The following is a 22,746-nucleotide window of genomic DNA, read 5'->3' as shown; positions in this document are numbered from 1 at the left end:
GGCGCATCCTTTGCCTGAAAGCGGAAATCTGCAAAATCTGACGAAATATGTGCGTACAGGCCGCGCAATGCTGACCGGTATTTTTCTGATGATGCTGGTTTATGCGCTGTATTTTGCACGGGATTTTTTCATGCCGGTCACGCTGGCCATTTTGCTGGCGCTGATGCTGACACCGATTGTCCGTTTCTCCAAAAAACGACTCGGCATTTCCGAAGCTATTTCGGCCACTCTGCTTGTGGTCTTTTCTTTCTCCTTCATCGGAGTGACCGGCTATCTTTTAAGCGGGCCGGTTACGGAAATGGTGAGTGAAGCACCGGAGATCGGGCGGGAGCTGACAGAGAAACTGCACCGTTTGCGCGCACCGGCAGAACATTTACTTAATATCAGCAAGCAAGTCGATCAGGTCGCACAAATGGGACAAGACCCGAAAGTGCAGACAGTTTCGCTGGCGCAGCCCGGCATTCTTTCACAGGCTGCGGGCAATGTCTTGTCAGGCGGCACGACAATTGCAGTGACATTTATCCTGACACTGTTCATTCTTGCCTCGGGAACCATGTTCTATGAAAAGATCATCCAGTCTTTTGGCAAGCTGAGCGAAAAGAAGCGGGCTTTGCGTGTCGTCTATGATGTGGAACAGGTTATTTCCAGCTATCTGCTGACGATCACGGTTATTAACGGGCTTTTGGGACTGACAATCAGTCTTGGGCTGTGGGCATTGGGGATGCCGACACCGTTTGTCTTCGGTGTGATGGCGGCGCTGCTTAATTTCCTGCCCTATATCGGCGCATTGACGACAATTGTCGTGGTCGGGATCATTGCCATCGTGTCCTTTGACCAGATCGCCTATGCCATGCTGGCTCCGGCTTTTGTGCTGGCCTGTAATATTCTCGAAGGGCAGATTGTGACACCGACCATTATCGGCCGGCGTCTTGAACTGAATACGGTTGCGGTTTTTGTAGCCGTTGCCTTCTGGTCATGGCTGTGGGGCTTCATCGGCGCCCTGATAGCGGTGCCGCTTCTGGTTGTCATAAAAGTTTTCTGTGACCACTTTGAAACATTGCGCCATGTGGGCAATTTCTTGTCGGCGCAGACCACAGAAGATGAGAACGAAACCGGTGAGGAAAAAGCGAAGCCATCCTAACCGATTGTTTTCATTTTGCTTTCAAGGTCTGAATTTTTTGGCTCTGTATTGGTCGTTCGGGAAACTGCATTTTTTTATTATAAAATGCTGAATTGAGCACTGATACAAACCTGTAATATTAGTGTCATATAGCTGTTATATAGAGCGCGTAGATGGCTGGTAACGTCCAAAACGTTACCTCATTCTTCTAACTGGAGCTGCTCCTATGAACAAGCTGATTACAACGACTGCTGCATTGGCAATTGCTGCTGTAGCCGGTGCTACTGCCGCTCAGGCTCGCGACCAGATTCAGGTTGCCGGTTCGTCAACCGTTCTGCCATATGCCAAGATCGTTGCTGAAACTTTCGGCGAAACCTATCCGGATTTCAAAACCCCTGTTATTGAATCCGGCGGTTCGGGCGCAGGCATCAAAGACTTCTGTAAAGGTGTAGGCGAAAACACAATCGATATCGCCAATGCATCCCGCGCAATGAAGTCTTCTGAACTGCAGTCCTGCATCGATGCAGGTGTAAAAGATGTTCAGGAAGTACGCATCGGTTATGACGGTATCGTTTTCGCAACCGACATTAACGGTCCGGACTGGAAGCTGGCTCCGGTTGATGTTTACAAGGCTCTTGCAGCGAAAATCGTTGTAGACGGCAAGTTGGTAGATAATCCGAACACCAAATGGAATCAGGTTAACGCCGCTCTGCCGGATTGGGATATTGCTGCTTACATTCCGGGCGAAAAGCACGGTACCCGTGAAGTTTTCGAAGAAAAGCTGCTCGCTGACGGTTGTAAAGAAAGCGGCGCGCTGGAAGTCATCAAAGCCGGTGGTGCAGATGACAAGGCAGCTGCCAAGACCTGTATCGCTGTGCGTAAAGACGGCAAGGCTGTTGATATTGACGGTGACTACAGCGAAACACTCGCCCGTATCAGCGCTAATAAAACCGGCGTTGGCGTATTCGGCCTGTCCTTCTATGAAAACAATGCTGACAAGCTGAAGGTTGCAACTGTGAACGATATCGTTCCAAGCGTTGAAACCATTGCCAAAGGCGAATATCCGGTTTCCCGTCCGCTGTTCTTCTACGTGAAGAAAGCGCATCTGGGCGTGATCCCTGGTCTGAAAGAATATGTGGAATTCTTCCTTTCCGATCAGATGATTGGTGATGAAAGCCCGCTGGCAGACTATGGTCTGGTTCCGGCACCGGAAGCGGAGCGCAAAGAACAGCGCGATGCATTTGCAGCCGGTACTGTAATGCAGGTTAAATAATTTGAATATGTCCGGGTGCAGACAAGCTCTGCGCCCGGATTGTCTTTTGTCGTGGACGGTGATCAGGGAATTTAAATGTCGATCATGCTGGTCTTAACAATTGTCTTCGTGCTGGGCGTCGCAGGATTTTTCCTTGGCCGCGCCAAAGCGGTTGCACAATTGAATACCGTAAAAAACGTGGCAGATAAAAAAGAGAAACCACATTCCCGTCCGCATTATCACGGATGGTGGGTTTTCTCTCTGACAGTCATGCCGGCAATTATTTTATTTGTCGTCTGGTCGCTGAGCGCCACCGTCTATCTGGAGCAGACTGCCAAATCGCAGTTGCAGGATGCTCTCGGCAATACTGAAAATTACAGCGAAAGCCTGTCGCTCGGCGTGGTGAAAAGCCTCGCACACGGGTTTGAGCGTCTTGATCCGTCGAGCCGTGAAAACCTGCCGCAGACCTATTCTGAAGTTCGCGCTTTGATGGCTGAAAAAGGCATCGCGCTGGCGACAGAAGGTCAGGATGTGATGGTGCCGGTTGCGGTACAATGGAACAAGGCAGCCGCCTTATCCTCGAATATCCGCGCAGGTCTGACGATTGCTCTGGCTATTGCCGGATTTATCTTTGGCTGGATGACAATTGCACCGCGCGTCCGCGCCCGCAACAATGTGGAAAGCATTGTGCTGTGGGGGCTGATCGCTGCGTCAACCATCGCCATTCTTACCACTGTCGGCATCGTCTTCTCGATGCTGTTTCAGACAATCAATTTCTTCAGCGATGTTCCGGCCTACGAATTTTTCTTCGGAACGGTTTGGGATCCGCGTTTTGCCGCTGCCGGTGCCACAGATTCCCATGGCCAGTTCGGTCTGATCCCGCTGCTTGCCGGTACGCTTTACATCGCGCTGGTCGCGATGGTCTTCGCGGTACCGGTTGGTCTGTTCGCCGCGATTTATATGTCGGAATATGCCGGTGCCAAAACCCGCGCTATCGTCAAGCCGCTGCTGGAAGTGCTGGCCGGCATTCCGACAATCGTTTACGGTTTCTTCGCGCTGGTCACAGTCGGCCCGTTCCTGCGTGACCTGAGTGCCGCCCTGACCGGTGGGCAGGGTTTCATCATGGCGCAGAGTGTGCTCACTGCCGGTTTGGTGATGGGCGTGATGCTGATCCCGTTCGTATCCTCTTTGTCCGACGATATTATCACTGCCGTACCTCGCTCCCTGCGTGACGGTTCTCTGGGCTTGGGTGCCACCCGTTCCGAGACGATCAAGCGTGTGATCTTGCCTGCTGCGCTGCCGGGTATTGTCGGTGCGCTGCTGCTGACCGCTTCCCGTGCCATCGGTGAGACCATGATCGTGGTGCTTGCTGCGGGTGTAGCTGCCAATCTGACGCTCAACCCGTTTGAAGCAATGACGACGATCACTGTTAAAATCGTCAACCAGCTGACCGGTGACCTTGAGTTCAACTCACCGCAGACACTGGTGGCTTTTGCACTGGGTATTACGCTCTTCTTCCTGACCCTGCTGATGAATATTTTCGCTCTCTACATTGTGCGTAAATATCGGGAGCAATATGAATGACCGACGCTGTTTTCACTCCCAAGACAACTTCAACCGCACCTGCCCGCCGTGATATTGGCATCAAGCGCCGCTATGCTGCCGAACGCCGCTTCCGCATGTATGGTGTGATTGCGATTGCAATCGGCATCTTCTTCCTCTGTGCGCTGTTTTTCTCGGTGTTTTCCAAAGGCTACACAGCCTTCTGGCAGACAACGATCGAAATTCCGGTGCTGCTGGATGAGAAGGTGATCGATCCGTCCAATGAACGCGCAAGCAATCCGAATGTGCTGATTACAGCGAATTATCCGCTACTGGTACGCAATGCATTGGCTGACAAGCTGGGTGTGGAGAAATCCAATCGTCCGGCCATGCGCGACATGACACGTTTCTATTCGGATGGCGTTCGTCTGCAATTGCGTGAAATGGTGATGGCTGATCCGAAACTGATCGGCACAACCCAGACAATCAAATTCCTTGCGGCTGCGGATATTGACTCGGCCAATAAAGGTCAGATCGACCTGTCGGTTGATCAGAGCAAGCGCAAAGTCTCCGATCTTCAGGTTGGCTGGATGAAGACACTGAAGGATGAAGGCGTTATGCGTCAGTCCTTCAATACCGGTCTGTTTACAATGGGTGCTTCCAGCCGTCCGGAAACCTCCGGTCTGGGCGTGGCGCTGATCGGCTCGCTCTATATGATGCTGATCGTGCTGGTCTTTGCTCTGCCGATTGGTGTTGCTGCTTCGATTTATCTGGAAGAATATGCGCGTAAAAACCGCTTCACCGATATTATTGAAGTGAATATCAACAATCTGGCTGCGGTGCCGTCCATCGTGTTTGGTCTGCTGGGTTTGGCGGTTTTCATCAACTTCTTTGGCATGCCGCGTTCGGCCTCGCTGGTTGGCGGTCTGGTGCTGACGCTGATGACATTGCCGACAATTATTATTGCAACGCGCGCGGCTCTGCGTGCGGTGCCGCCATCAATCCGTGCTGCGGCTCTGGGACTTGGTGCTTCTAAAACGCAGGTTGTGTTCCACCATGTGCTGCCGCTGGCCGCGCCTGGCATTCTGACCGGCACGATTATCGGTCTGGCTCAGGCATTGGGTGAAACAGCGCCGTTGCTGCTGATCGGTATGGTCGCCTTTGTTGCCAATGCTCCTGTTACCCCTATGGATCCTGCGACTGCGCTGCCGGTACAGATTTTCATGTGGGCTAATGAAGCAGAACGTGCTTTTGTAGAGCGGACATCGGGTGCGATTATTGTGCTCCTCCTGTTCCTCGCTGTGATGAATATTGCCGCAATCATTCTGCGCCGCCGTTTTGAGCGCAGATGGTAATCGGGACGGAGTTGCGATCATGAACCTGATGAATGATTATACTTTAGAGAAAACACTCGGAGAAAAGATGAACGCCTTGCCAAAAAAAATCAAAATGCGCGGGGACAAGGTCAAAGTTTTCTACGGTGAAAAACAGGCTTTGCACGGCGTTGATCTGGATATTGAAGAAAACAGCGTGACCGCGCTGATCGGCCCGTCCGGTTGCGGTAAGTCGACTTTCCTGCGCTCGCTCAACCGTATGAATGACACGATTGAGGGTTGCCGCGTAGAAGGTCTTATCACGCTCGATGGCGAGGATATTTACGATCCGAAAATCGACGTGGTGGAACTGCGTGCCCGTGTCGGCATGGTGTTCCAGAAGCCAAATCCGTTTCCGAAATCGATCTATGAGAATGTTTCTTACGGCCCGCGCATTCATGGTCTGGCCCGCAGTCGTGCGGATCTGGATGTCATCGTTGAGAAGAGCCTGCGTGGCGCCAGCCTCTGGGAAGAAGTGAAAGACCGCCTCAATGATGCAGGCACAGGTCTTTCCGGCGGCCAGCAGCAGCGTCTTTGCATTGCCCGCGCTATTGCGGTGAGCCCTGAAGTTATTCTGATGGATGAGCCTTGCTCGGCGCTTGACCCGATCGCAACCGCGAAAGTGGAAGAGCTGATTGACGAGTTGCGCCGTGACTATACGATTGTCATCGTGACCCACTCGATGCAGCAGGCTGCGCGTATTTCGCAGACCACAGCCATGTTCCATCTGGGCAATCTGGTAGAGGTCGGTGACACGGATATGATGTTCACCACGCCGAAAGAAAAACGTACGCAGGACTATATTACCGGTCGTTTCGGCTGATCTGAACTTACGCGTAAAAACAAACAAGATAGAGCATTTTCTATGAGGCAAAATAAGCCGGAAATGCTCTGGAGTTTTACAGACTGCTTTGGCAGTGCCACAGGATAAGGAAATTTCCATGCCGTCACAGCATACGGTTACGTCCTATGATGAAGAACTGAAGTTTCTCGCCCGTAAAATCGCCGAAATGGGCGGTCATGCGGAGCGTATGGTGGAGCAGTCCATCAAGGCGATTGTTACTGCCGATAATGCGCTGGCACAGCGGGTCATTTCCGAGGATCTGATCCTTGATGCAGGCGAACGTGAAATTGATGACAAGGCGATTATGATTATCGCCAAGCGTCAGCCGATGGCTGTGGATCTGCGCGAAATTATCGGCGCGATCCGTATCTCAGCGGATCTGGAACGCGTTGGCGATATGGGCAAAAACATTGCCAAGCGTGTTGTTGCCGTTTCGGAAACACGCCAGTCGGTGAAGCTTTATCGCGGTCTGGAAACACTGGCAGAGCTTGCCCGCACCCAGCTTAAAGATGTGCTGGATGCCTATGCAACGCGTTCTGTGACCCAGATCAATATTGTCCGCGACCGCGATGATGAAATTGATGCGATGTACACATCGCTGTTCCGCGAACTTCTGACTTATATGATGGAAGATCCGCGCAATATTACGGCCTGTACGCATCTTCTGTTCTGCGCCAAGAATATTGAGCGTATCGGCGATCATGCCACCAATATTGCCGAGACAGTCTATTACATTGTCACCGGTAATCAGATGCCGCCGGATCGTCCGAAAGATGATCTGAGCCATGACGTCGTTCTCGACGAATTGCATAAAAACTAAGCTGTTCTAACCGGCAGCGGATATGCAGGGCATTCAGCCCTGCCTGTCAGAATAAACGTCATGCATTCCGGCTGTGCCGGAATGCAAATGCCCCCTTATGTCTAAACGAATAGTGGATACGCAATGTCACACACGCCAAGAATAGCGGTTGTTGAAGACGAAGAAGCCATCAGCGAATTGCTGCGCTATAATCTTGAGGCTGAAGGCTATCAGGTCGATACGATCCTGCGTGGCGATGAAGCCGAAATTTATTTACGCGAAAACGTCCCTGATCTTTTGGTTCTCGACTGGATGCTGCCTGGTGTTTCCGGCATCGAACTTTGCCGCCGTCTGCGTCAGCGTGCAGAGACAGAGCGTCTGCCGATTATCATGCTGACAGCACGCGGTGAGGAATCCGAGCGTGTACGCGGTCTGGCCGTTGGCGCGGATGATTATGTTGTCAAACCATTCTCCACACCGGAACTGCTGGCACGTATCAAGGCGATGCTGCGCCGCGCCAATCCGAGTGTGCTTTCCCATGTGCTGAAAGTCGGAGAGATTGTTCTCGACCGTCAGCAGCACCGCGTTTACCGCAAGGAACGCGAAATCAAACTCGGGCCGACAGAGTTTCGTCTGCTGGAATATTTCATGATGGCACCGGGGCGCGTTTTCTCGCGCACGCAATTGCTGGATGGTATCTGGGGACGGGATATTTACGTCGATGACCGCACGGTGGATGTGCATATCGGCCGTCTGCGCAAGGCGATCAATACCGGTCGTGAAGTGGATCCGATTCGCACCGTTCGCGGTGCCGGTTATGCTTTCGGCTGATAACCGGCCGGATATTTGTGAAAAATACTGAACCGGTGTGAAGAAAATTCACGCCGGTTTTTATGTTTCTGATTCTGCGAAAAGCCGTGTCTGCAAAGGCTCTAGCGTCATAAAAGCAAATTGCTTTCACAAAATATCAGCCATTTGTAACGCGCTGTAATGAATTATGACTAACGCAACGGGGCTGTCAATTGCATGATGCGCCCGTGTCTGAGGCGCTATCAGGTTGTGAAATAAGGCAATATCGTACCGGAATTGCTGCAAAGCCATGATCCGGCAAGCTGCTTCATTTCACAAGGTTAGTGAAGTCTTTACGTAATCTTGCGTATTTTAGTAGTCACTCAAAAGAATGCGTTAACAAAGCGTTAACTAATGAGGCGCATTTTCTTGGGGTAAATTTTAACCGGTTGTCGTTAACCGGAACACGAATATAAATCGGGCCTTGCGCCTTTATTTAGCCCTAATAGCCCCCGAATTTCCCGGGGCTCGCGCACAGGATCTCTGTGTGACCCGGGTGTACGGGAAATTATTGATAAGGATGAACCGTTGAAACGCTCTTATTTAGCGAAAACACTGTTTATCGGTGCTCTGGTTGCCACGCCGTTTATCCTTGCTGGCTGCACCACGACTTCGACCGGTTCAAAATCTGCCAAGGCTGCACAGCCTGCCAAGGAATCCGGTGTAACCGTCCGCAATGGCAAAAAGACCTATACATACACTTCCAGAGACCGCGAGTGCCTTGAGCGCGCAATGTTCTTTGAATCTGCCCGCTCCAGCCGTGATGGCCTTGTTGCAGTCGGCACGGTGGTGATGAACCGTCTGGTCTCGGAAAAATATCCGGAAACCATTTGCGGCGTTGTCGGGCAGAAGAACCAGTTTGCACCGGGCGTTATGACCCGTGCCATGAATTCCAAAGCCTTGCCGGATGTGAAAGAAGCAGCGGATTCCGTGCTGAAAGGCGAACGCCATCCGAAGCTGAAGAATGCAATGTTCTTCCATACGGCTGGTCTGAAATTCCCGTATAGAAATATGCATTATGTGCTGGTTGCCGGTGGCAATTCTTTCTACGAAAAGCGCCGCAGAGACGGTACGCTGGAATCGCCGCTGCCTGAAACCCCGTATAATCTGGCGGCTGCCTATGAGCCAAGAAACCAGTCCATGCCGGATAGCATTTATGATGTAACGGATACGGCTAAGGGCGGTAAAGGCGACCGCCTGCCTGTCGTTGCTCCGGTGATGGTGGCATCTGCCGGACAGGCTGCGCAGGATGTGCAGGCTGCACAACCGGTTGCAGCGGAAGCACCGGTGCAGCTTGCCTATCATGCACCGGCTGTAAACACACCGGTTCCGGCGCAGCTTCCGTTTGAAACCAAACCGGTTGCAGCCTCTGCAACGCAGAATGCTTTTGCAGCGGGTGCGGAAGATATGAACAAGCAGAAAGTTGATGCAATCGGTGCATTGTTGCTGACGCAGGATCGTCCTGAGCCGGCAAGCTGATCCCGCATTTTGTTATCGACTGAAATGAAAAAGCCCGCACGATGCGGGCTTTTTATTTACAGAAATGAAGATCAGCGCGGCACAAGCACCGGTTGGTAAATAACCATCGGTGTGGAAAATTGCGGTCGTTCATTCTGCCATGCACGGATATCAGCGCGGCGGTCGAGATGAATTTGCAGCAGACAATTGGCCATGGCTTCAGATTTGGGTTTAAAACCATAGCTCATGCAGGTTTTCTCATCCTCAGCACGCTGCTGCTCGGGCGTGAGTGTCGTGCAGCCTGCCAGCGCTATTGCAAACAGTCCTGCAACAAGACTCAGCTTTTGAAATGATCGCGCATTATTGGGGTTTCGGTTCATGGATTTGTTCCGATAAATATGACTTCATATGGCATATTAACGCTGTTCCGCATCGGTGGCTACAGCGACAATATAAAATCCTGTCAAAGCTCTAGCTTACAGGCTCTTGCAGGAGTATCTGTGATGATCAATGAAAATAAGCGGAGTATGTGATGTCAGATTTCAGCCAAAACAATCACGCGGATGCAATCATCGATCCGGTTAAACTGGATAAGCTGGCCGAGGTCGCGGTTAAAGTCGGTCTGCAATTGCGTAAAGGGCAGGATCTGGTCATTACCGCGCCGGTTATCGCATTGCCGCTGGTGCGCCGTATTGCGGAACATGCTTATAAAGCCGGTGCAGGGCTGGTAACGCCGTTTTTCTCCGATGAAGACATGGCGCTGTCGCGTTTCCAATATGCGCCTGATGAGAGTTTCGATCATGCCAGCGACTGGCTGTATCAGGGCATGGCCAAAGCCTATGCAGGCGGTGCAGCGCGCCTTGCAATCACCGGTGATAATCCGATGCTGCTTTCCGCACAGGATGCAGGAAAAGTTGCACGCGCCAATAAAGCGCTGTCGATGGCCTATCAGCCTGCGCTGGAAAAAATTGCCGGTTTCGACATTAACTGGAATATCGTTTCCTATCCGAACCCGTCCTGGGCAAAGCTGGTCTTTCCGGATGATGCGCCGGATGTGGCAACACATAAACTGGCCGAAGCAATTTTCGCCGCATCGCGCGTGAATAATGCGGATCCGGTTGCCGCATGGGCAGATCATAATGCGCAATTGCGCAAACGTACCAAAATTCTCAATGAGCGTAATTTCCGCGCTTTGCATTTCACCGGACCGGATACGGATCTGACTGTTGGTCTGGCTGATGGCCATGAATGGCATGGCGGCTCATCGACCGCTAAAAACGGTATTACCTGCAATCCGAATATTCCGACAGAAGAAGTCTTCACAACGCCGCATGCTCTGCGCGTGGAAGGGACTGTTTCCAGCACCAAACCGCTGTCACATCAGGGTACGATCATTGACGATATCCGTGTGCGTTTTGAAGGCGGCCGGATTGTTGAGGCCAAAGCCAGCAAGGGCGAGGCAGTGCTGAACAAGGTACTGGATACGGATGAAGGCGCCCGCCGTCTGGGTGAAGTGGCTCTGGTGCCGCATTCCTCACCGATTTCGCAGAGTGGTTTGCTGTTCTATAATACGCTGTTTGATGAAAATGCTGCCAGCCATATTGCGCTTGGTCAGTGCTATTCTAAATGTTTCATCAATGGTGCTGATCTCACGCCGGAACAGATTGCGGCACAGGGCGGCAATAAGAGCTTTATCCATATCGATTGGATGATCGGCTCCAATAAGATCGACGTGGACGGCATTGCACAGGACGGCACATCCGTGCCTGTGATGCGCAAAGGCGAATGGGTCGCCTGATAGATCTGAATTCCTGATAATTTCAGAACAATAGCCGCCGCTTTTTTTAACAAGCGGCGGCTATTGTCATTTTTGAAACGATTTCGGGAATTGCAGCTTGCCGGATCGCTAATCCGGTTTATCGTAAGCGGGCTGATAACTCTGTCGGAAGGGGCTGCATAATGAAGAGACCGCTGCGCATTAGCTTATATAGTTTGGCACTGTTGCTGATTATCGCGGCAGGGCTTGGCTTTGTTTTCCGTAAGCAAATCCATGAATATTATGCGGTCTATCAATATGCCAATACATTCAAGCCCGATGTGATTGATGCAAATTTCCGCTCACTTTATAAAATTTACCCGTCTATCCGTGTAGAACATAGCGGTGAAGCCAGCCCCTTGCCGCAGAATGAAAGACCTTTGCCCGAAACCTATATTTATCAGGGAGAGACAAAACGGGTTGCTGACTGGCTGGAACGTACGCAGACAACCGGTTTCATCGTGCTGAAAGACGGTGCTGTTGCCTATGAGCGATATGAGCGGGGCAATACGGCTGCAACGCAGGCAATCGCCATGTCGATGTCGAAATCCACGATCTCGTTTCTGATTGGCAATGCTGTGCGGGACGGTCTGATTGATATAAATCGGACCGTCGATCATTATGCGCCGCAACTGGCAGAGGGCGGCTATAAAGGGGTGAGCGTCAAGAACGCGCTGCAAATGTCTTCAGGCATTGGTTTTAACGAGGATTATGGCGATCTCTCATCCGATATTGTGCGTTACATTATCCAGATTCTGACCGGCTCGGTGAAAGATTTCACCGCTCATCTGCAAAAAGTGCGGGAACAGGGTACAGTCAATATTTATGTTTCCGCCGATACGCAGGTGCTGTCCATGGTGCTGGAAGGCGCAACCGGCAAACCGATGACCGATTATTTCTGGGAAAAATTATGGTCGCGTCTGGGGGCAGAGGCTGATGCTTATTGGCTGGCTGATGCGAAAGGTGATGCAGTCTCGGCAGGCGGGCTGAATGCAATATTGCGCGATTATGCGCGTTTTGGCCTGCTTTATATGAATGAAGGGCGTAATTTCAGAGGTGAGCAACTGGTGCCGGCTGAATGGGTACATGCTTCCGTTACTCCGGATGCACCGCATCTGATGCCGGGCAGGGATGATCCTGTACAGGGCAAGCCGCTGGGCTATGGCTATCAGTGGTGGATACCGGGGAAACCGCAGGGGGATTTTGTCGCTGTCGGTATTTACGGGCAGTTTATCTATGTCAATCCTGAGCGCAAAGTGGTGATTGCCAAAACTTCCGCCTATGCGGATTACAACAAGGATGGTCAGAAAATGAAAGATGAAAGCATTATTGTCTTTCAGGCCATTGCCGACGCACTTTAAATCGTCACCAATTTAAAACACCGCCTGTCCCGGGACAGGCGGTGTTTCGGAAATCTGTTCTGATTATTCCTGAATATGCGCTTCAAGGAACCACAGGGATTTGTCGAGGCTGCGGGATGCAGCGGTGAAAATATCGGCACTGTCATCGTCGCCTGCCTCAGCGGCATCCTTGATGGACTGGCGCACCAGATTGGCCACAGCGCCGTAATGATCGATCAGCGCATGAAGATGGTCTTTGATGGCGTAAATATCTTCCGGATATGGCTTGAGAATGCTCGCTTCAGTCACGGTCTGACTTGTGCCAAGCGCAGTGCCGCCGAGCTGAACGGCGCGTTCTGCAATTGCATCCGAATGTTCATCCAGATCGGTGCGGAATGTATCCAGCATCTCATGCACGGCAATGAACTGAATGCCTTTAAGGTTCCAGTGTGCCTGCTTGGTTATCAGCGCAAGATCAAGGATCGCAGCCAGATTTTTGTTCAGCAGGGCAATAACCGTGGTTTTGGCATTGGTCGGCAGATTGTTTTTTGTCGGATGATTTTTCAGTTTGGATGCAGACATAGTGATTTCCTTTATGAAGGGACAAATTTTCGTTTGCCTGAGGGGCTGCCGGGAGGTGGCAGCACAAGAAACCGGAAGCAGCAGATACTGCTATAAACCTAACGTATCAAAGATAGGATTGTTCCCAGTGATTTAAAGAGTTTAAGCAGATTTTTGTGCATCATTCTGTATAGATATCGGTGTTGCCCTCTTGAGCTGACAAGGCAGAATTCTTACGCAACCTGACTGCCTGTACTTGCCGATAACCGAATTCTGTTTTAGGTCGTAAGCCATGACTATACTTGCTCTCGACACCGCAGGCAGTTTATGTGCTGCCGCCCTTTATGACCCGCAGACGCAGCAGCTTCTTGCTGAGGTCAGCCATGATATTGGCAAAGGCCATGCGGAATTGCTGCTGGACTATGTTGCGCAGTGTTTTGAGACTGCAAAAATCTCCCGCAATGAGGTTAGTCGTATCGCGGTTAATATCGGCCCCGGTTCATTCACAGGCGTGCGTGTCGGTGTTTCTGCGGCACGTGGCTTCGGGCTGGCATTATCCTGTCCGGTGATTGGTGTGAGCGGTTTTGAAGCGCTGTGCCATGAAATACAGGTCGGGGCACCGGCGCAACCTGTCCTGATTGCCCTGTCTGCCTATCGCGGTGATATTTATACGCAGGGTTTTGATGCCGATGGTATCGCCTCCACAACACCGCTTGCAGGCAGCGCGGCAGAGTTGCTGCCGGTTTTGCAGCAGCTTGGTGATGATTATGCATTGGCGGGTAGTGGCGCAGAGCAATTACAGACAGCAGAGGGCAGCGAACGCCGGATTATCAGTGCATCCGCCTATGCATCCATCGGTACTTTTGCGCGTCTTGCGGCACAGCGTGAGGCAGGCATGCCCCCTGAGCCGCTTTATATGCGCGGGCCGGATGTGAAGCCCCAGACTGGATTTGCACTGCCCCGCCGCCAGTCGGATCAGGAGCGCGGATGATCGGCCTTCCTTTTTCGCGTCAGAGTTTTGCTTATGAAGCGCTGATACAGGCACATTGCGCTGAGCTTGCGGATCTCCATGCACCGGCTTTCCACCATGCATGGAGCGAGGAGGATTTTGCGGGCATGCTCTCGCAAGGTAATATTTTCGGTTTTATTGCCCGTCCTGTGGGAAAGCCAAAACAGGCTGCCGGTTTTGTACTGGCGCGTCTGGTCGCCGGCGAGGCGGAAATTCTGACCATTGCAGTGTCATCAGCTTTTCAGCGTCGTGGCATCGGACGGGATCTGATGGAAGCTGTTTTGCGCCATTTGCATCATGAGCGGGCGGAAAGTCTGTTCCTTGAGGTGGATGAGAGCAATGTGGCAGCGCAGGCGCTTTACCGGCGCCTCGGATTTATTCAGGTCGGGCAGCGGCCCGCTTATTATGAAACCGGTCACGGGCGCAGCAATGCGCTGGTTTTGCGCCGGCAATTTCCGGAAGCGATGAGCGTATCATGATCGGTGCCATACGCATTGCGGTCATACTCGGCTTGTTTGTCAGTCTGGTTATTTCGCTGGTGCCGTTTCAATATCTGTTTGTCAAAGCGCGTCTGGGCTGGCAGCAATCGCTGCCGCGTTTTTTCCATCGGATTGCTGCATGGTTGCTGGGATTTCGCGTGAAGGTAAAAGGCGAGATCGTGCAGGATCGCCCGTTACTGCTGGTCGCCAATCATGTGTCATGGAGCGATATTGTCGTTTTATCTTCCGTTGCCAATGTCTGTTTCATCGCCAAATCCGAAGTGCGCAAATGGCCGGTTTTCGGCACTTTTGCGGTTTTGCAGCGCACTGTCTTTGTTGAACGTGAGAAAAAAGGCCGGACAGCACAGCAGGCTTCGGATATTGCCCTGCGTCTGGCTGGCGGTGATGCGATGGTTCTGTTTCCGGAAGGAACAACATCGGATGGTAACCGCGTGCTGCCGTTTAAAACGTCATTATTCGGCGCAGCCCATGCGGCCATCCGTGAGGCAGGCGAGGAGCAGGTGATCGTACAGCCGGTTTCTATCGCCTATACGGGCGTTCACGGAATGCCGATGGGGCGTTTTCACCGTCCGATTGCCTCATGGCCGGGCGAAGTGCAGCTGATGCCGCATCTCAAAGGTATTCTCAAAGAAGGCGCGATTGATGTTGAGATCCGCTTTGGTGAGCCGATGCGCGTGTCTGCAGATACCAGCCGCAAGGAACTGGCACGCATCATGGAAGAGCGCGTGACCACAATGCTGCAAAGCTCACTGATGGGGCGCGAAATCACCCCGTCAGCGGAAGATCAGTAAATTTCCGGATTATTTTAAGCAGGTGTGTCAGTCTTTACGACGTAAGCGCACAATCACATCGACATTAACGATTTCCATTCCTTCCGGAGCTTTCGGCAGATTGCTGACGACAGGCTGGCCGGTTTCACCATCAGGAATATCGAAGACAATATTTTCGCCTTCGACAAAAAAATGATGGTGGTCGGAAATATTGGTGTCGAAATAGGTTTTCGATCCTTCGACCGAAATAATCCGCAGCATACCGGCTTCAGTAAACTGGTGCAGCGTATTATATACGGTGGCAAGAGAAACCGGCACGGAAGCAAAAACAGCTTCTTCATGCAGTTCTTCTGCGGAAAGATGGCGATCACCATGGGCGTAAATCAGGCTGGCAAGCGCAACCCGCTGACGCGTCGGTCTGAGACCGGCGATCCGAAGGCGCTCCTCAATCGAAGCGTTGCTGGCATGGGAGGAATGAATATTCATCACTGACCTGTCAGAAGCTTGAAACAAATTGGTTCAAAATTAATGCTTGAGGGCTGTTGCCCATCCTGTCACAAGATTGATATATGCGCTGAACGAATGACTGGCAATAGCTATTCCTGTATATCTTGACAGGCAAATAGTTTCTTGCAGGTGTTTTACAGCAGGAAACACTCTGTGTTAGGGGTGTGCAAAGATTTTGTCTGAGCCTGACGAATATGTTCGTTTCGGGCTGTCCAGACAACAGACAGATAAATGATTGGAGTCGGTAATGGCAGAGCAGAAGTCAAGTTACGGATATGAGGAGCTTCTCAGCTGCGCTCGCGGTGAAATGTTTGGTCCGGGCAATGCCCAGCTGCCTCTGCCGCCGATGCTGATGGTACACCGTATCACTGAAATCTCCGAAACCGGTGGCGAGTTCGACAAAGGCTATATCCGCGCTGAATATGATGTGAGCCCGGATGACTGGTATTTCCCTTGCCATTTTCAGGGCAATCCGATCATGCCTGGCTGTCTCGGCCTTGACGGCATGTGGCAGCTGACCGGCTTTTTCCTCGGCTGGCTCGGTGAACCGGGTCGCGGTATGGCGCTGTCCACCGGCGAAGTAAAATTCAAAGGCATGGTGCGTCCTCATACCAAGCTTCTGCAATATGGTATCGACTTCAAACGCGTGATGCGCGGTCGTCTGGTTCTGGGTACAGCTGACGGCTGGCTCAAGGCAGACGGTGAAACAATTTACAAGGCAACTGACCTGCGCGTAGGCCTGTCGAAAGACAGTGAGTCGTAAGTCGTAAAGACCGCGACGGGCATAGCCTCAAAAAGAGTATTATCCACGGGCGCGACCACATTTAATTGAAAGCTTTTATGTGGCCGCTCTCAAAATATGTAAAAGTCGCACTTATGTAACCGCGTAGCGGCATCCGCAAAAACAGGGTGTCATTCAGGGAACAGGTGCAAAGGAGAACGCAATGCGGCGTGTTGTCGTTACCGGAATGGGGATTGTATCCTCGATTGGCAATAATACCGAAGAGGTGCTGACCTCTTTGTTTGAGGCCAGATCGGGTATCCGGCGGGCTGAAGATCAGGCGGAACTCGGTTTTCGCTGTCAGGTCTCGGGCGCACCGCAGATTGATGTTGAAGCGCTGGTTGACCGCCGCGCAATGCGTTTTCACGGTCGCGGTACCGCATGGAACCATGTGGCCATGGATCAGGCGATTGCCGATGCAGGCCTGACCGAAGAACAGGTTTCCAACGATCGCACCGGTATCATCATGGGCTCCGGCGGCCCTTCCACCCGCACAATCGTGGATTCCGCTGATATTACCCGCGACAAAGGCCCTAAACGCGTTGGTCCTTTCGCTGTGCCGAAAGCCATGAGCTCGACCGCATCAGCCACGATGGCGACTTTCTTCAAGATCAAGGGCATCAATTATTCGATCTCCTCGGCTTGCGCGACCTCGAACCATTGCATCGGCAATGCGGTTGAGATGATCCAGTATGGCAAACAGGACCGTATGTTTGCCGGTGGCTGTGAAGACCTCGACTGGACCCTCTCGGTACTGTTTGACGCCATGGGCGCGATGTCTTCGAAATATAATGATACGCCGGAACGTGCATCCCGCGCCTATGACAAAAACCGCGACGGTTTTGTAATTGCAGGTGGCGCCGGTGTATTGGTGCTGGAAGATCTGGAAACTGCGCTGGCGCGCGGTGCCAAGATTTATGGTGAAGTCGTCGGCTATGGTGCGACATCTGATGGCTACGATATGGTTGCCCCGTCGGGCGAAGGCGCAGAGCGCTGCATGCGCATGGCGCTTTCAACCGTGAACGGCAAGATTGATTATATCAATCCGCATGCCACATCGACCCCTGCGGGCGATGCACCGGAAATCGAAGCGATCCGTAAAGTCTTTGGTTCAGGCGATGCCTGCCCGCCGATTGCGGCAACCAAATCGCTGACCGGTCATTCGCTGGGTGCAACCGGCGTTCAGGAAGCAATCTATTCGCTTTTGATGATGCATAATAATTTCATCTGCGAAAGCGCACATATTGATGAACTGGATCCGGATTTCGCGGATATGCCGATTGTGCGCAAGCGCATCGATAATGCAGAAATTAACACGGTACTGTCCAACTCCTTCGGTTTTGGTGGAACGAACGCAACGCTGGTTTTCCAGCGCTATCAGGGCTGACGGAGAGAGAGTATGCAGGATTTAATGAAGGGCAAACGCGGGCTGATTATGGGTGTTGCAAACAACCATTCTCTTGCTTGGGGTATTGCCAAACATCTTGCCGATCAGGGTGCTGAGCTGGCTTTCACCTATCAGGGTGATGCTCTTGGCAAGCGCGTGAAACCGCTGGCGGAGCAGGTCGGATCGGATTTCGTACTGCCTTGCGATGTGGAAGATATTGCAACCGTTGATGCGGTCTTTGACGAGATCGAGAAAAAATGGGGCAAGCTCGACTTTATCGTTCACGCTATTGGTTTCTCCGACAAAACAGAGCTGAAAGGCCGTTATGCGGATGTCACCACCCGTGAAAATTTCAGCCGTACAATGGTGATCTCTGCTTATTCCTTCACGGAAGTTGCTCAGCGTGCTGAGAAGCTGATGAAAGACGGCGGTTCGATCCTCACACTGACCTATGGCGGCTCAACCCGCACCATCCCGAACTATAATGTGATGGGTGTTGCCAAGGCTGCTCTGGAAGCCATGGTGCGTTATCTGGCTGCCGATTACGGCCCTCAGAATATCCGCGTGAATGCAATTTCGGCTGGCCCTGTGCGTACACTGGCCGGTGCCGGTATCGGTGATGCACGTGCGATCTTCTCGTATCAGCGCCGCAATTCGCCGCTGCGCCGTACCGTTGATATTGATGATGTGGGTAAATCCGCAGTCTATCTGCTGTCGGATCTGTCGAGCGGTGTAACCGGTGAAGTTCACTTTGTGGATTCAGGTTACAACATCGTCTCCATGCCGACATTAGAAGAGCTGAAAAGCTCGGATGCAACCGGCACTGAATAAGCCTGTTACATATGATATGAAAAAAGCCGCGCATTGCGCGGCTTTTTTGTGATTTATTTTAACGCAGTTTCGGACGGTAAACCGGTTCCCACTTTTCCTGAAACTGCTTTATTTTCGTGCTTCGATGACTTTGAAACCGTCTTTATCGGTGAGTGGCATCACTTGCCGGAAATGCTGTTTCAAGACAGCTTCATAAGGGAGCTGGCGATTTGCCACCATCAGGAAACGCCCGCCGGATTTAAGACGTTTGGCAGCAGCCGTAATAAAGCTTTGGCCAAGCGAAATATCAGTGTTGCGACCGGTATGAAACGGCGGATTGCTGATGACCGTGTCATAAATCTCTGTCATCGGCTCGGAAGCGACGTCATGCCAGTAGTAGTGCAGCGGTACTGAACTGTTGAGTTCGGCCAGATTGCTTTTGGCAATTTCCAGTGCCTCAAAATCCGCTTCATAAAGATCAATACGGCTGATCTTGGCCGGATTGTCGAGACAGGCGGCGCTGAGATAACCCCAGCCAGCCCCCAAATCCGCTACATGACCGAAGGCGATGTTTTTGAGATGCGGTACCAGCAGAGCGGAACCTTTGTCGGCTTCGCCATGGGAGAACATGCCTGCTTTCGTCCAGAAGCGCCCGTCTACGCGTTTTTGCTCCGGAATGAGGCTTTGTGTGATCCCGGCATCAATCGCCTCAGGGCGCGCCAGCCAGTAGGCTACAGCATGGTTTTTGGACAGGCGGTCGATGGAGGCTGAAATCTGGTCGCTGCGCTTGCGGAAACTGTCAATGCCAAGCTTCTTGTCACCGGCGATAATAATCAAGCCGCCGGCTTTGACTTGGGTCAGCAATGTCGCCAGCCATTCCTCATTGCGGCCGCGATGTTTGCCGAGCAAAATCATACCGCCGTCATAGGTCTCATTTTCGCTGATCTGCGGCGTGACATGAAATCCGGCTTTATTGAGCGCCAGCCATTCCGGCCTCAATGGCTGAATACAATGCAGCGCCTGTTTCCACTCTGTGCTGAGTGTCGTGTCGGCACTGATGCCGAAGCAGAGATATTTTTCTCCCGCCTGCGGCAGATCAAGTGTTTCATTCTCAAAGGGCAGAAAGAGGGTGTTTTGGGCGCCGGTAATCATAAAATTTCTTTGGTCTTTTCTACCTGAGAAGGATGACAGTAGGTGGTTTCTGGCAGATATTATATTGAACTTATTATCGGTTAAAGTTTCAAACTATCTGTAATGCTGTGTTGCTCGCAGGGGAGTAGTACTATGGCGCGTAAATGTTGTCAGCCGCAATGTTTTGCAACATGTCTGCCACAACATCAGGCGCGCTTGTTGCAACTGAATGAGATGATTTCACAGGCCCATAAAAGCAAACAGAGTTTCTTTGCCTATTTGCTGACTATGGCTGTCAGTGAGGCACAGGCAATTACCGATTGTGCCCATCAGGAGGCTTGGCTGCAAAAGGGCATAAAACCTGAGACTCAGGCTGAGCCGGTTTAAACAACGCACTCCTGAACTGAGACTGTAATTACTGCATGCTTTAAATGAAAAGCCCCGCATATTTCTATGCGGGGCTTTTTGAAACTCGAAATCAGCTTATTCAGCTGCGGTTTCTTCTTTCTTCTCGGCAACGATTTCCTTGCCGGTTTCCTGATCAACGACTTTCATCGACAGGCGCACTTTACCGCGCTCATCAAAGCCCATCAGTTTAACCCAGACCTTCTGGCCTTCCTTAACCACATCGGTGGTCTTGGCAACGCGGTCTGCAGCCAGCTGCGAGATATGTACCAGACCATCGCGCGGGCCGAAGAAGTTTACGAATGCCCCGAAGTCAGCAGTTTTAACAACTGTACCTTCGTAGATTTCGCCGATTTCCGGTTCAGCAACAATGGAGTGGATCCATTTCTTCGCTGCTTCGATTTCCTTGGCGGAAGAAGAAGCAATTTTGACTGTGCCGTCATCTTCGATGTTAATTTTGGCACCGGTCTTTTCAACGATTTCGCGGATAACTTTACCGCCGGAACCGATAACATCACGGATTTTGTCGGTCGGAATGTTCATCACTTCGATGCGTGGTGCAAATTCACCGAGTTCAGCGCGGGCGCCGGACAGTGCTTTCGCCATTTCACCGAGAATATGAACGCGGCCGTCTTTAGCCTGTTCCAGAGCGGTTTTCATGATCTCTTCGGTAATACCGTCGATCTTGATGTCCATCTGCAGAGCAGTGATACCGTTTTCAGTACCGGCTACCTTGAAGTCCATATCGCCGAGGTGATCTTCGTCACCAAGGATATCGGAAAGAACTGCAAAACGGTCACCTTCTTTGATCAGACCCATAGCAATGCCGGCTACAGGACGGGTCAAAGGTACACCGGCATCCATCAGCGCCAGCGAGGTGCCGCATACGGTTGCCATGGAGGACGAACCGTTGGATTCAGTGATTTCAGAAACTGCACGCAGAGTGTACGGGAACTGTTCTTTGGCAGGCAGCATCGGATGGATTGCGCGCCATGCCAGTTTGCCGTGACCGATTTCACGACGGCCTGGTGAGCCCATACGACCGGTTTCACCAACGGAATATGGCGGGAAGTTGTAGTGCAGCAGGAAGGATTCTTTCTGCAGGCCAGCCAGAGTGTCGATGAACTGTTCATCTTCACCGGTACCCAGTGTTGCAACAACGATTGCCTGTGTTTCACCGCGAGTAAACAGAGCCGAACCGTGTGTGCGTGGCAGAACGCCAACTTCGGATACGATCTGACGAACGGTTACCAGATCGCGGCCGTCGATGCGGCTGCCGGTATCCAGAATGTTCCAGCGAACGATTTTCGCCTGCAGCGATTTGAAAACAGTACCGATCTGCTCAGCAGTATATTCGGTTGTTTCCGCATCTTCCGGCAGGAAGTGCGCTTTAACTTTAGCTTTGGCAGCATCAACAGCGGTATAACGAGCCTGCTTGTCGATGATTTTGTAAGCTGCGCGCAGATCATCTTCAATGATTGCCAGCATTGCAGCTTCAGGAGCCGACAGGTCTTCCGGCTGGAAGTCACGTGGTTCTTTTGCAGCAACTTCAGCAAGGCTGATGATTGCATCGATCACAGGCTGGAAGCCTTTCTGACCGAAAACAACAGCGCCGAGCATGACTTCTTCAGAAAGTTCCTGCGCTTCGGATTCAACCATCAGAACAGCATCGCTGGTACCGGCAACAACCAGATCCAGTTTGGATTCAGCCATTTCGTCGAGATGCGGGTTCAGAACATATTCGCCGTTGATGTAGCCAACGCGCGAACCACCGATCGGCCCCATGAAAGGTACGCCGGAAAGAGTGAGCGCAGCGGAAGCGGCAACCATCGACAATACGTCCGGATTGTTTTCCAGATCGTGCTGAATAACGGTGATTACAACCTGTGTGTCGTTCTTATAGCCGTCAGCAAACAGCGGGCGGATCGGACGGTCGATCAGGCGGGAAACCAGAGTTTCGTTTTCGCTCGGACGACCTTCACGCTTGAAATAACCGCCAGGAATACGACCGGCTGCATAGGCTTTTTCCTGATAGTTTACAGTCAGAGGAAAAAAGTCCTGACCCGGCTTTGGCTCTTTAGCCGAAACGACGGTGGCCAGCACCATTGTTTCACCGTAAGTGGCGATAACCGCGCCGTCTGCCTGACGGGCGACTTTGCCGGTTTCGAGAATGAGCGGACGGCCGCCCCATTCGATTTCAACTTTATGAGTGTTGAACATATCTTGTCCTTGGTTTGGAATATTTATGTCCTGCGCTGATGTCAGCGCATGTAATATTCCGGTTTGGAACAGGGAGCGGGCAAGACAACAAGAAGCTCGGATAAGGACGAGCTGCCTGCAATCCTGCCTGCGGAACCTGTTCAATACAGTTCCATATCGGGCTTTTACGACAGTATTGTTAAAGCCCTGCTGCATTTTTCCCGTTTTGGCGCTTACACGCACGGAGAATGCATTATTGTATAATACAGAGCGTTTTCAGGCTGTTGAGCCGT

General features: G+C 51.9%; 22 protein-coding genes. 17 read left to right on the top strand and 5 right to left on the bottom strand.

All coding sequences use genetic code 11. The features are described 5' to 3' along the window. Nucleotides 1–67: 67 nt before the first annotated feature. The 8 genes from F7P81_RS05475 to F7P81_RS05440 all read left to right on the top strand — a co-directional run bounded on the left by F7P81_RS05475 (nt 68) and on the right by F7P81_RS05440 (nt 9,258). A complete protein-coding gene (locus tag F7P81_RS05475) occupies nt 68–1,141 on the top strand; it encodes an AI-2E family transporter (protein WP_246176055.1) in 1,074 nt (357 codons plus the stop codon). A 205-nt stretch (nt 1,142–1,346) separates the two neighbouring features. Further along, nucleotides 1,347–2,393 carry a PstS family phosphate ABC transporter substrate-binding protein gene (locus F7P81_RS05470; RefSeq protein ID WP_022709188.1) on the top strand — a complete coding sequence of 349 codons (1,047 nt, stop codon included), beginning with the start codon at nt 1,347–1,349 and terminating at the stop codon, nt 2,391–2,393. A gap of 75 nt (nt 2,394–2,468) precedes the next feature. After that, nucleotides 2,469–3,956 carry a phosphate ABC transporter permease subunit PstC gene (gene pstC, locus F7P81_RS05465; RefSeq protein WP_022709189.1) on the top strand — a complete coding sequence of 496 codons (1,488 nt, stop codon included), beginning with the start codon at nt 2,469–2,471 and terminating at the stop codon, nt 3,954–3,956. Then, nucleotides 3,953–5,269 carry a phosphate ABC transporter permease PstA gene (gene pstA / locus F7P81_RS05460; protein ID WP_022709190.1) on the top strand — a complete coding sequence of 439 codons (1,317 nt, stop codon included), beginning with the start codon at nt 3,953–3,955 and terminating at the stop codon, nt 5,267–5,269. Before pstC ends, pstA begins: the two co-directional genes overlap by 4 nt. Nucleotides 5,270–5,336: 67 nt before the next feature. Continuing rightward, nucleotides 5,337–6,110: a phosphate ABC transporter ATP-binding protein PstB gene (gene pstB, locus F7P81_RS05455; protein ID WP_028233202.1), complete on the top strand. Its 774-nt coding sequence runs from the start codon at nt 5,337–5,339 to the stop codon at nt 6,108–6,110. Between the two features lie 118 nt (nt 6,111–6,228). Next, complete coding sequence (gene phoU, locus F7P81_RS05450; RefSeq protein WP_022709192.1) at nt 6,229–6,951, top strand: phosphate signaling complex protein PhoU; 723 nt, start codon at nt 6,229–6,231, stop codon at nt 6,949–6,951. A 123-nt stretch (nt 6,952–7,074) separates the two neighbouring features. Continuing rightward, complete coding sequence (gene phoB / locus F7P81_RS05445) at nt 7,075–7,761, top strand: phosphate regulon transcriptional regulator PhoB (protein WP_022709193.1); 687 nt, start codon at nt 7,075–7,077, stop codon at nt 7,759–7,761. A 546-nt stretch (nt 7,762–8,307) separates the two neighbouring features. Beyond that, entirely contained in the window at nt 8,308–9,258 is a 951-nt protein-coding gene (locus F7P81_RS05440) for a cell wall hydrolase (protein ID WP_246176034.1), read from the top strand. 71 nt (nt 9,259–9,329) lie between these two features. On the opposite strand, the gene F7P81_RS05435 is transcribed toward F7P81_RS05440, so the two are convergent. After that, complete coding sequence (locus tag F7P81_RS05435; protein WP_151158799.1) at nt 9,330–9,617, bottom strand: hypothetical protein; 288 nt, start codon at nt 9,615–9,617, stop codon at nt 9,330–9,332. 152 nt (nt 9,618–9,769) lie between these two features. On the opposite strand from F7P81_RS05435, the gene F7P81_RS05430 reads away from it, so the two are divergent. Further along, complete coding sequence (locus F7P81_RS05430) at nt 9,770–11,035, top strand: aminopeptidase (RefSeq protein ID WP_121992103.1); 1,266 nt, start codon at nt 9,770–9,772, stop codon at nt 11,033–11,035. 161 nt (nt 11,036–11,196) lie between these two features. Continuing rightward, on the top strand, nt 11,197–12,414 hold the full coding sequence (locus F7P81_RS05425) for a serine hydrolase domain-containing protein (protein WP_151158798.1): 1,218 nt from the start codon (nt 11,197–11,199) through the stop codon (nt 12,412–12,414). A gap of 63 nt (nt 12,415–12,477) precedes the next feature. On the opposite strand, the gene dps is transcribed toward F7P81_RS05425, so the two are convergent. Further along, a complete protein-coding gene (dps, locus tag F7P81_RS05420; protein WP_116088682.1) occupies nt 12,478–12,975 on the bottom strand; it encodes a DNA starvation/stationary phase protection protein Dps in 498 nt (165 codons plus the stop codon). Between the two features lie 271 nt (nt 12,976–13,246). Here dps and tsaB point away from each other — a divergent pair, with 271 nt between their 5' ends. The 3 genes from tsaB to olsA are packed head-to-tail and all read left to right on the top strand — an operon-like array spanning nt 13,247 to nt 15,254. Continuing rightward, the gene (tsaB, locus tag F7P81_RS05415) at nt 13,247–13,945 is read left to right on the top strand and encodes a tRNA (adenosine(37)-N6)-threonylcarbamoyltransferase complex dimerization subunit type 1 TsaB (RefSeq protein WP_151158797.1); all 699 of its coding nucleotides are present in this window, start codon (nt 13,247–13,249) and stop codon (nt 13,943–13,945) included. Continuing rightward, nucleotides 13,942–14,442 (top strand): ribosomal protein S18-alanine N-acetyltransferase, encoded by a 501-nt coding sequence (gene rimI, locus F7P81_RS05410; protein ID WP_151158796.1) that lies wholly within the window; start codon nt 13,942–13,944, stop codon nt 14,440–14,442. Before tsaB ends, rimI begins: the two co-directional genes overlap by 4 nt. After that, nucleotides 14,439–15,254, top strand: a complete 816-nt coding sequence (gene olsA / locus F7P81_RS05405; RefSeq protein ID WP_151158795.1) for a lyso-ornithine lipid O-acyltransferase — start codon at nt 14,439–14,441, stop codon at nt 15,252–15,254. Before rimI ends, olsA begins: the two co-directional genes overlap by 4 nt. A 27-nt stretch (nt 15,255–15,281) precedes the next feature. On the opposite strand, the gene irrA is transcribed toward olsA, so the two are convergent. Then, entirely contained in the window at nt 15,282–15,719 is a 438-nt protein-coding gene (gene irrA / locus F7P81_RS05400) for an iron response transcriptional regulator IrrA (protein WP_022711350.1), read from the bottom strand. 268 nt (nt 15,720–15,987) lie between these two features. Here irrA and fabA point away from each other — a divergent pair, with 268 nt between their 5' ends. From fabA to fabI, 3 genes are all read left to right on the top strand, one after another. After that, nucleotides 15,988–16,503 (top strand): 3-hydroxyacyl-[acyl-carrier-protein] dehydratase FabA, encoded by a 516-nt coding sequence (fabA, locus tag F7P81_RS05395; protein WP_075653972.1) that lies wholly within the window; start codon nt 15,988–15,990, stop codon nt 16,501–16,503. Nucleotides 16,504–16,684: 181 nt separating this feature from the next. Further along, nucleotides 16,685–17,908, top strand: coding sequence for a beta-ketoacyl-ACP synthase I (gene fabB, locus F7P81_RS05390; RefSeq protein WP_075653973.1), 1,224 nt, complete (start codon nt 16,685–16,687; stop codon nt 17,906–17,908). Nucleotides 17,909–17,920: 12 nt separating this feature from the next. Further along, nucleotides 17,921–18,739, top strand: coding sequence for an enoyl-ACP reductase FabI (fabI, locus tag F7P81_RS05385; protein ID WP_075653974.1), 819 nt, complete (start codon nt 17,921–17,923; stop codon nt 18,737–18,739). 108 nt (nt 18,740–18,847) lie between these two features. Here the strand turns inward: fabI and F7P81_RS05380 are convergent, their stop codons facing one another. Then, nucleotides 18,848–19,870, bottom strand: coding sequence for a class I SAM-dependent methyltransferase (locus F7P81_RS05380; protein WP_151158794.1), 1,023 nt, complete (start codon nt 19,868–19,870; stop codon nt 18,848–18,850). 132 nt (nt 19,871–20,002) lie between these two features. On the opposite strand from F7P81_RS05380, the gene F7P81_RS05375 reads away from it, so the two are divergent. After that, nucleotides 20,003–20,236, top strand: a complete 234-nt coding sequence (locus F7P81_RS05375; RefSeq protein ID WP_151158793.1) for a hypothetical protein — start codon at nt 20,003–20,005, stop codon at nt 20,234–20,236. Between the two features lie 96 nt (nt 20,237–20,332). On the opposite strand, the gene pnp is transcribed toward F7P81_RS05375, so the two are convergent. Next, nucleotides 20,333–22,474 (bottom strand): polyribonucleotide nucleotidyltransferase, encoded by a 2,142-nt coding sequence (gene pnp / locus F7P81_RS05370; protein ID WP_151158792.1) that lies wholly within the window; start codon nt 22,472–22,474, stop codon nt 20,333–20,335. Nucleotides 22,475–22,746: the final 272 nt, after the last annotated feature.

It is taken from the genome of Pseudochrobactrum saccharolyticum (assembly GCF_008801715.1).
Taxonomy (GTDB): domain Bacteria; phylum Pseudomonadota; class Alphaproteobacteria; order Rhizobiales; family Rhizobiaceae; genus Pseudochrobactrum; species Pseudochrobactrum saccharolyticum.
Note: the sequence above shows the minus strand (reverse complement) of the source record. Positions and strands in the feature narration are given on the sequence as shown.